General features: G+C 36.2%; 11 protein-coding genes. 8 read left to right on the top strand and 3 right to left on the bottom strand.

The window, feature by feature from the left end:
- Nucleotides 1-113: 113 nt before the first annotated feature.
- The 3 genes from NATSA_RS15155 (at nucleotide 114) to NATSA_RS15145 (ending at nucleotide 3174) form a co-directional block, all read left to right on the top strand.
- Nucleotides 114-710 carry a hypothetical protein gene (locus NATSA_RS15155; protein WP_210513466.1) on the top strand — a complete coding sequence of 199 codons (597 nt, stop codon included), beginning with the start codon at nucleotides 114-116 and terminating at the stop codon, nucleotides 708-710.
- A gap of 995 nt (nucleotides 711-1705) precedes the next feature.
- Entirely contained in the window at nucleotides 1706-2029 is a 324-nt protein-coding gene (locus tag NATSA_RS15150) for a hypothetical protein (RefSeq protein ID WP_210513465.1), read from the top strand.
- A 44-nt stretch (nucleotides 2030-2073) separates the two neighbouring features.
- Nucleotides 2074-3174, top strand: a complete 1101-nt coding sequence (locus tag NATSA_RS15145) for a DNA-methyltransferase (RefSeq protein WP_210513464.1) — start codon at nucleotides 2074-2076, stop codon at nucleotides 3172-3174.
- On the opposite strand, the gene NATSA_RS15140 is transcribed toward NATSA_RS15145, so the two are convergent.
- From NATSA_RS15140 to NATSA_RS15130, 3 genes are all read right to left on the bottom strand, one after another.
- Complete coding sequence (locus NATSA_RS15140) at nucleotides 3175-3759, bottom strand: MjaI family restriction endonuclease (RefSeq protein WP_210513463.1); 585 nt, start codon at nucleotides 3757-3759, stop codon at nucleotides 3175-3177.
- Nucleotides 3756-3965: a helix-turn-helix domain-containing protein gene (locus NATSA_RS15135; protein WP_210513462.1), complete on the bottom strand. Its 210-nt coding sequence runs from the start codon at nucleotides 3963-3965 to the stop codon at nucleotides 3756-3758. The genes NATSA_RS15140 and NATSA_RS15135 overlap by 4 nt, the downstream gene beginning before the upstream one ends.
- A 161-nt stretch (nucleotides 3966-4126) precedes the next feature.
- Complete coding sequence (locus tag NATSA_RS15130; protein WP_210513461.1) at nucleotides 4127-5131, bottom strand: helix-turn-helix transcriptional regulator; 1005 nt, start codon at nucleotides 5129-5131, stop codon at nucleotides 4127-4129.
- Between the two features lie 80 nt (nucleotides 5132-5211).
- Between NATSA_RS15130 and NATSA_RS15125 the strand changes: the two genes are divergently transcribed.
- From NATSA_RS15125 to NATSA_RS15105, 5 genes are all read left to right on the top strand, one after another.
- A complete protein-coding gene (locus tag NATSA_RS15125; RefSeq protein ID WP_210513460.1) occupies nucleotides 5212-6567 on the top strand; it encodes an ATP-dependent DNA helicase in 1356 nt (451 codons plus the stop codon).
- A gap of 379 nt (nucleotides 6568-6946) precedes the next feature.
- A complete protein-coding gene (locus tag NATSA_RS15120; RefSeq protein ID WP_210513459.1) occupies nucleotides 6947-8080 on the top strand; it encodes a reverse transcriptase family protein in 1134 nt (377 codons plus the stop codon).
- Complete coding sequence (locus tag NATSA_RS15115) at nucleotides 8073-9374, top strand: hypothetical protein (protein WP_210513458.1); 1302 nt, start codon at nucleotides 8073-8075, stop codon at nucleotides 9372-9374. Before NATSA_RS15120 ends, NATSA_RS15115 begins: the two co-directional genes overlap by 8 nt.
- Nucleotides 9374-10048 (top strand): hypothetical protein, encoded by a 675-nt coding sequence (locus NATSA_RS15110; protein ID WP_210513457.1) that lies wholly within the window; start codon nucleotides 9374-9376, stop codon nucleotides 10046-10048. Before NATSA_RS15115 ends, NATSA_RS15110 begins: the two co-directional genes overlap by 1 nt.
- On the top strand, nucleotides 10045-11769 hold the full coding sequence (locus NATSA_RS15105; RefSeq protein WP_210513456.1) for a response regulator: 1725 nt from the start codon (nucleotides 10045-10047) through the stop codon (nucleotides 11767-11769). The genes NATSA_RS15110 and NATSA_RS15105 overlap by 4 nt, the downstream gene beginning before the upstream one ends.
- Nucleotides 11770-11983 lie beyond the last annotated feature (214 nt).

Genomic DNA, 11983 nt, shown 5'->3' with positions numbered 1-11983 from the left:
AACAACAGACCACGAAAAAAACTTGGATATAAAACGCCTTTTGAAGTATTCTTCAATACCTTCAAACCTTTAACTATACCCGATACCTCATAAATCATAATCGGGCACTTGGAATGTTATTCTGCCCTCTATTTCCGGACTATGCCAATAATTTCATATTTGTATCATCTGAAGGTGCTTCAGGTATAAGCTCATTCTTAAAATCACCAGTTGTCCGAAAGTTTCATGGTAACGGAATATTTGGATTATGGGACCATGATCGTGCTGGACATGATGAGTTCAAGAAATTTAAATCTAATAATAATTCAAGAGTTAATGATTTTAAAGTCGTAAGTACAAATCATCAAATATATTGTGGGCAGTATATATTGCCGGAAGAATATATTGAATTAAAAAATGAACAGAATTCCCTTGCTGTACCTATTGAGTTCATGTTTCCTCCCAACGTTATTGAAAGAGCGGTTAATGAAGGATCTCTTATACTTGAAGATAGGGTAGGCTCAGTTTCTGACTATGAGTATAACATGAAAGTTAACCTAACAAATCAGTTTGCAGAGAATTTTCCTGATGAATACAGATATTTGTTTCAAAAGATTAATCCGGATTGTAAAAATGATTTTGCTGAATGGACTAACAACCTAAATAATGCTGATTATACATATTATACGAACACTCTGAACGGAATTATTCAATTATTTAATAATCATTAAATCGCGCACAACAAAGCAAATCAAGCGGACGCGTTTGAGATTTTTTACTTACGATTATTGATTCAACCGCGCCGCTTATTTGCGAACCGTTATAGTGCGACAGTTGTTAGATTAATTATGGAAGTACTTATGTTGCTTTTACGTCACTTAAGGATTTACGTATCCAACAGCTCATGCAGCTAATCGCTTCTGCTTTTATCAAGCCTGTAAGATCCGGGGCGCGTGGTGCTTTTAAATGGCGGTTGCTGGTGGCAAAATCTCGCCAAATTTCCGTGGGCCCGGCGAGCTGTGACACATATCCTGCTAATAACCTGGCGGCAGCGAGTAAAAGATTCTTCCGGCAAGTTGTAACTGTATCCCATTTTTTATGGGCAGCGGTGCCCCTCACCTGCTTTCACCAACTTCATCAACCGGCCTGATTATGTTCAAAAATATCTGCTTTTAGGAACGGGCCGGTATCAGCTTTGCTCCGGTCACGTCAAATCGGGCGCGTTTTAGTGATTTTGGCAAGCGGCGGCTTCGGCATCAATAACGCCAGTAAATCCGAGCTGCCGCAAGCTGTTGCCAGTGATGGTCCCGTTAAAAAAAGCCGGGCCTCTGTTATGGATCATCCGGCAAGTCGTAAAGCTAGTATGTATGCGCCTTCGCTCCTGTTTTTCCCTAACGCGCCTTAGTCGTGCCGCTAATCGCCTTCGAATGGATCCTAACCCATCACGTTGTTTTTTTGGGTTTCAGCAAAAAAATTTTTTCGGTTTGGCGCTACCAACTGTCGCAAAGTCATCATTCTGTGACTTCGGGCTGTTTTTGCGATCGTTCTCCATCATCAAATCGTTATACTGTCCTTACAATAACATGGGTTTAACCTGACAGCGGTTCTTGCTTTTTCAAATATCACAGCTGGAGAGAATGCTGGTCGCATTCTCTGGGTGCAGCGTGCCCGCTGCATGTTAAACCTGGACCGTTAGTGGCATAACTCTTAAATCAAATTTTAGCTTATGACTGAAGAACAACTTGCTATCTTGGAATACTTGAACGAACATGCATTAGGTTATGAAAACCGTCGCACATCAACTGAAATTCGTGATACCTTGAACTTAGAAAGTGGTGGCCAAACTAATGAGCATGTACGTGAACAAATCAGAGCAATGATACTTGAACATCAATGCTGTATTGGTAGTGGCATGTGGGTTGATGGTTACTGGATTATTCAAACTGAAGATGAATTGGAAAGAGTGTGTCAAAGTCTTGAAAGTAGAGCTAATTCCATTACTGATCGCGCAAATGCCCTTAGAGAAAGTTGGAGGTTACAAAATGGATAGATTTTTTTGTTGTAGACAATAAGTCTCAATTCTTATATTGAGACATGATAAACAATACTACGCATAGAATCCTGTTCAACAATGCTTCAAACCTTTCTGAGATTGAAGATAGCTCGGTTTCGCTTGTTGTAACATCTCCGCCGTATCCAATGATCGAAATGTGGGATGAGAGTTTAACTGGACAGAATCCTGAAATCAGAACTGCATTGAATCAAGGCAATCCAAATGATGCTTTTGAATTAATGCACCATGTTCTGGATAATGTATGGGAAGAGTGCGATCGGGTCTTATGTGACGGCGGAATTGCATGCATAAATATTGGAGATGCAACCAGAACGATAAACGACAAATTTCAATTATTTTCAAATCATAGCCGAATTATTTCCTCTTTTTTGGCTCTTGGGTTTTCTAATCTTCCTAATATAATTTGGCGAAAACAAACCAATGCCCCCAATAAGTTTATGGGTTCGGGTATGCTTGCTCCCGGTGCTTATGTCACTCTTGAACATGAATTTATTCTGATTTTTCGCAAGGGAAATAAGCGGATTTTTTCGGAACCCGAAAAACAACTTCGTCGAGAAAGTGCCTTTTTTTGGGAAGAACGGAATCGATGGTTCTCTGATTTGTGGGAATTTAAAGGAACAACTCAAGTTCTTACAAAAAATGGCTCCAGAGAACGAAGTGCCGCATACCCTTTCGAGGTTCCCTATCGGCTGATTAATATGTTTTCAGTAAAGGGAGACACCGTCCTTGATCCATTTCTTGGAACTGGAACAACAACTCTTGCTGCCATTGCCTCAGGAAGAGATAGCATTGGAAACGAAATCGATCCGGAATTTTCTCCAATCATTAGGGAAACACTCCTTTCGCATTCAAACCACGAGATGATCAATAACTCAATCCGAAAGAGGATTAAAAGCCATTTAGATTTTATTGCCCAAAGACAGCATGATAAAGGCCTGGAAAGTATTAAACATTACAATAAATCCTTTAATTTCCCTGTAATGACCCGTCAGGAAAAAGATTTAATACTTCAGTTTGTGGAATCTGTATCTGCTCAAGATGAACAAAAATTTGAAGCAATGTACATTCAGGAAGCAATTTTAGATTATCAAGGAACACATTCACTTTTCTCAAATGCGTGATCAAAAGTCAAAATATACGGTTATCCCGTCCTTTTTCTTTTCATAGTAAATGATTTCAACTTTAATATCTTCTGCAAGGCTTGATTTAGATCGATACGTGGTAGGTTTGATGCTAACAGGCATAAAGCCGACATACCCATCAATTCCTTTACTTTCATCATCTTTACCAGCTAAACGATAAGTTGTCCCTTTGATATCGGCCACTTTCCTCAAAATGGCTTCTTGAAATCTCAACCCAATAAATGTTTTGTACAACACCAGATCTTTGACCCAAGTATCAATCATCTCTCGATCAATTTTGTCTATCGATTCTTTTAGTTTTTTAATCATATCCTCTACTCGATCAGCTGCATTTTTACGGGCATCAGGATAACGCTCTTCATACCACTCAATCCACTGTTCAACTGTTTGACCATCAAACTCTTGAATTAAATCGCTCATTTGTCCAACAATCTTCGGTCGTGTTCCCTGAGCATTTTGATTTGCTAAATTCAGAATCTGAGTGGCATATTTCGGGTAATTTGGAACTTCACCCACTACGATATTTTGAATTTCGTCGTACTTAATTTTAAATTTTTGGCTCATATATCTTTTAATAGTTCGCTTAAGGTTAAATCAAAGGCTTTGGCGATTTTCTCAAGATTCACAATTGAAACATTTCGCTTGCCTTGTTCAATGCTGGCAATATATGTTCGGTCTAAGTCGCAAAGCTGCGAAAAATACTCCTGACTATAATCTCTCTGTTTTCGGAGCATCCGGACTCTTTTACCGATATCTTGTTTTATATCCATGTGAAGACGATACAGCAAATGTTGCCTATATGTCAACGGACTATAAGTCACATATGCCACTAACAAAGCAAATCAAGCGGACGCGAGCTCCTATTATGCTCAATTCTTAATTCTTGCCGCGCCGCTTATTTGCGGGCCGTTAGTGGGCTAAACATAAACACTCAATATTGATAACTCGCTGATTTAATACGATTCAAAATTTGGTCTTTGAAATCTTGTGGCGAAATCACCTTAACTTTCTCTCCAAATGATAATATCATTGACATCAGTTCATAATTTGGAATCACATTTATAGTTACCCGTAGTTGGGCATCCGTCCATTTCGATTTTTGGGTTGGATGAATAGGTTTGGTTTCAACATACGGTGCGACATCTTTTGTAAAGTCCAAAACTATGGATTCAGGCTCTTTGTCCTGATACCGTGTCACCCCTACGATATCATAAAAATATTCGTTCCAGTCGATATCTGTAAATTGATACTTTCTTCGTGTAGCCTCGATTGATTCTATTCGATCCAAAGCAAGATTCCAGGTTGGAATATTAAGCTCTTCATTAAAACCAAACACAAACCACCTATTGTTATACTGTTTTAGATAGTATGGATGAAAAATCAGTATAAATGGCTCGTCTGATTTGAAATCTTGGTACTTTACGATCAAAACTCGTTCATTGATAATTGCATCATACAATTGTGACAGATAATCAATTCCTCTTAGGTCAATATTCGATTCCAGTCCAATCACTTCTTTTGCTTGGTGATCTAACCCCAACCGGTCTTTTAATACCGGAATCATCTCCTGCACTGCTTCAAACTGAGGCGCTCCAGCAAAGCGCGATAGTACGGAGATGGCAGCTTCTATCTGAGATACCTCACTTTCGTTTAATGGTTGGTTGCTGATGGAAAACTCTGAATCGGAATATTGATAGTATACTTTTCTTCCATCGCGCCTCTTATCCAGCGGAATACTCCATCCTTGTTCGCTCTCCATAAACTTGATGTCATCAAAGAGCTGCCTACGTTTAATTTTACTTTCTGGCCCGTTATACTCCTCAAGTGCTTTATTTATTTCATCAAGCAAGTCTTGCCAGAAGTATTTCCGTCCGGAATTTCGAAAACAACGGTCTAATACCTGATATCGTAGAAGTGCGTTTTTGTTAACCGACATGAGAAGTAATTATCTGTGCAGATTGAGTGCACTGGAAGATTATATCATTCTCGAAAGAAATCAAAGCCTAAAATTTATTTATGGGTTCTTTCGAAAAATATCTTCCATTTACTCCCAACAAAGAACAGAGACGTGTACTGACCGATCTGTTCAGGTTTGTAAACCCTGATGACGATAGAGATGTAATGATTTTAAAAGGTGCAGCAGGTACAGGAAAAACTTCTATTCTTGAGGCGATAAACAGGTATATCAATGAGAATTCAATGAGTTGCAAGCTTGCAGCTCCGACGGGACGTGCCGCTAATGTACTTCACAGTAAAGTGCGTGCAGACGTAAAAACTGTTCACAGTATGATTTTCATTCCAGAGTCACTAAATAATGGCGGCGTAAAGTTCAATCTTCGAGAGGCAAATAATGACGGGCATACTATCTACATCATTGATGAGTCTTCAATGATTTCTGACAGTATGGGTATTACTGATCAATACATATCTGATGAACCGTTATTAACCAGTTTAATACGGTATGTAAAAATGGGAAATGAAAACAATAAAATTATTTTTGTGGGTGATCCCTACCAATTACCTCCCGTAGTTTCCGACCATGAGCGTTCATTTTCTCCGGCACTTGAAGTTGAATATTTGAGAAATAGATTTAAAATGACCCCTGGAGAAAATCAACTGACACAGGTAATGAGACAAAGTGATAACAGTCCGGTTTTGAACCTAGCAACTGAAATCAGAGATGAAATTGAAAAGGGAAATAACATGTACTGCAGATATCCTGACAGAATAAATGGCTGGTGGCACATACGGGATTCTTATTTAGAAAATTTTGATATAAATAAGCTGGATAGAGTTACGGTGATTTGTCACACCAATAAAGATGTAAACTGGTGGAATAAAACACTTCGTGATGAGATGTTTCCAGACAGCGGTAATTTGCTGTGTAAAGGGGAGTTAATTACAATTCACAAAAATACCTGGACCGAAAATGGTTTAATTTATAATGGAGATGTAGGTGTTGTTAAAAAATTTAATCCGATACCAAGAAAATGTGCCAATCTCCATTTTTCTGAGTGCGAAATTGAATTTACAAAAAGAGATGAAAGTTTCTCTATTGAAAAGCTTGTTTGCTGGGAAAGTATCCTATCCCCCAATGGCAATTTATATACAGAGCAGGAAACGCAGTTATTCGCATCAGCAATGAAGTCAAATCCAAAATTTAGAGAATCAAAAAATGTTATGGATGATGAATACCTAAATGCCTTCAGATTAAGGTATGGATATGCCTCAACCTGTCATAAAGCACAAGGTGGTGAATGGGATACGGTTTTTATTCATCCTTACTTGCAGGCCATAAAAAGAGACCGAGCAAAATGGATGTATACAGCGTGCACCCGTGCCAGAAATGAAGTCTTTAGCTGGAGCAACTAATTTTAGTATATTCAGCACAATTGCAAAAAGTGCACATTCACTGCACAGTTTGTTAATATTTTAGAGTTCTTTGGAATTGCCCACACAAGATATTGAAACTGCACGCTGTATTCGGCGTGTCTGTCCGGCGTTAAGTGTTGCAACACTTGCCGGGCTGAATGTCAGTACTTGATTTGCAGGTAGATCAGGTAAGGTTATACTTTACATGAGATACATGTGAATAGGGACTATTGACTGTATACTATTATTATTAATGATAGTTCATTCATACATAAAGAATATCAGTGGGCATTTCAAAGCTCTTTAATTTAAATTTTTTTAATACATGTTACCTCATCAGAGAATAATAATTCGGAATAATTTTTCAGAAACCAAATCTATGGAAGATCTCTTGTCTCTCATTAAATTGGTTAATGAAATGTTATATGGTGAAACTGCCAAGGCAGTAAAACTTAAATCACTTACTTATTATTCCAATCCAAGTTTAAGAGGTGACGTGTATGAGAAGTTCAAAATTCCCAAAAAATCGGGTGGGGTTCGAGTCATCCATTCACCAGTATCAGGATTAAAGAGTATTCAAAAAGCTATTGCGCATATCTTGCAGTCTGTATTTGAACCACATCCCAATGCCACAGGCTTTGTAACGGATAAATCCGTGGTTGACAATGCAAAACCGCATACAGGGAAGAACTTTGTTTTTAATACAGATCTGAAGGACTTTTTCCCTTCCATAGACAAGCCTAGATTCTGGAAGAGATTACAGTACCCCCCGTTTAATCTAAACAGAAATAATGGGCGTCTGGAACTTGCAAATAGAATTTCAGCTATCTGTTTTACAGATTTGGAAGTTGAAAGAAAAGTTGAGGGGCATTGGAAAAAACAAGTTAAAGATGTACTTCCTCAAGGAGCCCCAACTTCTCCAATTATAACAAATATTATTTGTTACCGACTGGATGTTAAACTAACCTCTCTTGCTGAACAGTTTGGCTGTGCATATACTCGTTATGCTGATGATATCACATTTTCATCTAATCATAATATTTATAACAAAGACGGTGAGTTCAGAGCATCACTAAAGAAATTGATTAAAGAGGAAAATTTTCATGTCAAACACCAAAAAACAAGGCTTAATACAAAAACAGAAAGACAAGAGGTTACAGGGTTAACTGTAAATGAAAAAGTGAATGTAAACCGCCGTTACATCAAACAGCTAAGACACTGGATTTATTTTTGGGAACAGTATGGAAAAGAAAAAGCAGAGGAATTGATTTTAAATAATTACAAAGCTGACAAAGGTCATGTTAAAAATGGAGAGCCGGACATAGAAAATGTAATCGATGGAAAATTACGGTATTTAAAGATGGTGAAGGGAGCAAACGATCATAGCTATAGGAAGCTTCAGCATAGATTTGAAGTATTAACAGGAATATCTATCAATTTTAATCCGGATAGGTTATTTGAGGTTTGGGACTCTGACGGGATAGTAGCAGCAATGGAGTATTATTATGGGTGAGAAAAGCTCAGAAGGTACAAAGCCGAAAATAAAACTCGCACTTACAGGGTTAAATGTAGTTGATGCTAAAGCTTTAGACCAGTTAAGAAAGAGCAAAAAGAAGAATAACCAATCAAAAATTGATTTTATTCAGGATCTTCTGCAAAGCCAACTGCTTGATACAAAGCATAAAGAGAAGTTAATCAAATTCGCTTCAGATGAGATTCGAAAGCTTGAAGGTGATCACAATTCTGTAAAGAATGATGTTGAAGTTATCAAAAAAAAGCTTCGTGAGATATCAGATGCAATTGATGGAAAAGTAGATACTATAAAGTCATCTAATACTACAAAAAAAGACAGTAAAGAACAGCAAGGTAGCAGTTCAAAAACGGTTCACAATCCACAAAGACTGGTAAATCTGTTATCAAGCTTCAGAAAGAATGGTAGCGCACTTAAGTATTCTGTTCATAGTTGGGATTTAGGATTGGAATACAATGATTATAACTCATTTTTAGGAAAGCTTGAAAAAGAGTACAAAGCCATAAGCTGGGATTTACAGGAATTAAAACCATTTTTGCAGGCTAAATGCCGTACATTTTTACTTATTAAAGAAGTTGGAAACGAAGGCTGGGGATTTGATAGAATTAAAGCAGGATGGTCAAGCCCTGAGTTAGCGAATTGGTGTTCTGAAAACCCCGGAAGAAATCCTTTTGAATGGCCATATAAATTTTCGAATCCGGACAAAGACATTCATTTTTCAAATTTCGGAGATGTTATAAATCATTTTAAAAATGAAATCGAGGTACGTGAGGAAGGAAATCAATTAAGAAAACTCGTCATCGATGAATTAAAAAGAGCTTCCTTATTAAGTCCTTCAAGTGAATTTAACCGTCCCATATTACAAAATCTTGAGTCAAAAACATTTTATACAGATGTTCAGTGGTTCAGATCTGCTATCGCTCTAATATTTAAAGAAATTAAAAAAAGGCGTGATGAACTTGAAGAGTGTAAAGACATAACTATCGAAGCACTTGAAGATAAAGAGTCTGTTGTATTGAAAATAGTGCATTATAATTCTTTTAGTGAAGGAAATTCTATAAAAGTTAACAATAAACTTACCTCAATAGGTGGTGACTTTGATTCAATTAAAGACAAATTAATGAACCTTTGTGATTGGTCTATTGAAACTAAGTTTAAGGAAGGTTTTTTTAGATTAAACTATCTATGTAGCAATAGTGATATTCCTTTTAAAGAAGAAATCGATGGTTGTAAAGGTTTTACTCACATTTTGAAGTTCTATAAATCAAATTTATAATGGAAGAAATTGTATTGATAGAAGATAGACCGGAAAGGATGGCACATCTTTGTAATAAAAAGGGCCTGAACCTTGAGGAGTTTGAGCAATTAAGAATATTCACCAAAAAAGAAATTGAGAGCTTAGAAAAAAATCTTGAGTCTAATAACTTTAAAATGCTGGACGGTTATAAAATAGTAATGACTCATCAATCCGCTTGGTCTCAAGTAAAATTAAGCAGTTTGAAAGATTTCTGTAAAAGAACAAATAAGCCATTGGTGATTTTTTCTGGCAACGGCAGTCCTTCACATTTTCATTTGACAGATCCTCCCATACTAACAATAGAAGTGGATAAATTTTACAGCCCTCGTCTTACTTTATTTATAGAACATTTTTTAAAAAATGGAATTCCAAATTTGCTGCTTTTACAATACGGGAATAAGTGGAAATTAAACTTGCTTATGGAAGCAAGAAACAACTTAAGTGTCTTCCTCAGTAAAAATAAAGGCATTAAGACTCTTAATTATTACAATGATGCAGTTGGTATTCCTCAAGCCTTATTCTCTATGTCTGAAGAGTTGAGCTTGAATTTAGAATGGTATGAAGATGGAATTGCAGAAAATGCTGATAATGTTTTGATTGACTTGAAAAATCAACTTTCTAAAGTTATAAAAAGAGAGGTTTTTAGTTTATGACTAATTTGCTAATTCATTCAAATAACACTTCTCTTTTAGAATTAAAAGACTTTCAAGAAAATAATTTAATTTTTAAGATTCCCACCGAAAAGGATGTTGATCATTACATATCTGATTTAATTACTGAACAAATTGAACCCGTCAATCCTGACGTAATTTTTGTTAAATATGCATTAGACAATGATTATTTAGCTCTTTTGGGATTGCGATTAGCTCATCATATTAGACTGCAAAACAGTTCAAATGATTTCCATAATGTTCCAATTGTATTTGTTGGTGAGGAAACTCTATCAGAACTAATTAGGCTATCTGAATACTCTGATATACTTGCCACTCCGGGTGTTTATTACGTGAATGAAGACTTAGGCAAGGTTAGAGTTTTGCTTGATAGAATTATTCAGGATAGTGGCTTAAAAGGTTTGGAATCACGAGACAGCTATTTTAAAAAGATTAATATACCCGCGCCATTAAATTATGACAGCCGGCATAATTACATAAATGAGCTATCTCTCTTTCTGTGGTCAGAGTATATTGGGTATGCAAAGCTTAACAACGATATACAAAACAGGATACGGCATAATCTTTATTTCAAGTACAGAATTGAAAAGGATAAAATTGATCGAGAGAAGAAAAGTATTGGCAACCTTCCTGTTTTTGATATCCAGTCCAAGATTTTGCTTATAGATGATGAAGCAGAGAAAGGGTGGGATAAATTTTATAAACATCTATTTTCCAGTTCAACTGACAAAATTGAGTGCCATGTAGCAGAATTTGACAAAAGCAGTTCAAAAGACGAGATCATAGATGATTGCATGGAAAAAATTGAGGGATATAAACCGGATGTTATTTTACTTGATTTAAGGCTTTCAGAAAAAGATGCATTTGAATCAGTGCCCCAATTTTTAACAGGCTACTTATTACTTGAGAAAATTAAAGAATTTAACAGAGGCATCCAGGTAATTGTTACAACCGCATCTAATAAGACATCGATTTATAGAGAACTAAACAATATCGGTGCAGATGATTATGTCATCAAAAATGAGAGGCCTGAGGAGAGCTGTCCTAATTTAATTGAAGCACTTAAAATAGCAATTAATGAGTCGAAAATATTAAAACCAATTCATTCAAGTTTAATCTTATCAATAGAATCAGTGCAAAATAACCAGTTAAGAAAAATAAATATCGGAGAAGATTCAAATTACTTCTATCAGGAACTGAAGTCAGAAATCAATGCGTATTTAATAGCTATACAAGGCTTGATTTCTAAAAGAGACAACATTGATCGTTTCAGTATTACATTATTATATATGCATAAAATCTTGGAAGCTCTTTCCGATTATTACATAGAAATAATCAGACCTCAAGCAGGAGTTGGCTCAAGTTCTAATTATCAGGATAGTTTTTATAGTGGAGAAAAAACCTACTACTTCATAAAAGGGCATAACAATGAGTTTAGGGTTATTGATAGGGATTTCAGTAAACCGATAAATGTACTACAACAATTTTACAACCTCTATTACTATTTCACTAATAGATCCAAGACAAATCTTTTCGAAGAGCTTGAGTCATTGAACTCATATCGGAATTCATATTCCCATCCCAATTTAGACGAAGAATTCACTAAGCTGGAAAAACTATATGTAAGTGATTTTAAAAGTTTCAGGAAATCGTTCATAAGACAAACAACTGCTTTTTTCGAGTATTTAACTGCGTTGAGATGATATATTTTAATAAAATACATCTCCATTTATCCAATCAGATATATTGTCTCTTATAGGTTCATTAATCTTGATATTATGCCACAACCAGTAACTCAACTTTCGGAGTTCATACTAATCCCTTCCTGTTCATTAGGAAAGGCTTGTAACCATGGATGAGTCTGGTAAAACCTGCCTACCAGCTCAATAACCTGCACTAACAAATACCCTTGGCCTT

The organism is Natronogracilivirga saccharolytica, assembly GCF_017921895.1.
GTDB classification, from domain to species: Bacteria; Bacteroidota; Rhodothermia; order Balneolales; family Natronogracilivirgulaceae; genus Natronogracilivirga; species Natronogracilivirga saccharolytica.
This window is presented reverse-complemented; position numbering and strand designations above follow the sequence as displayed.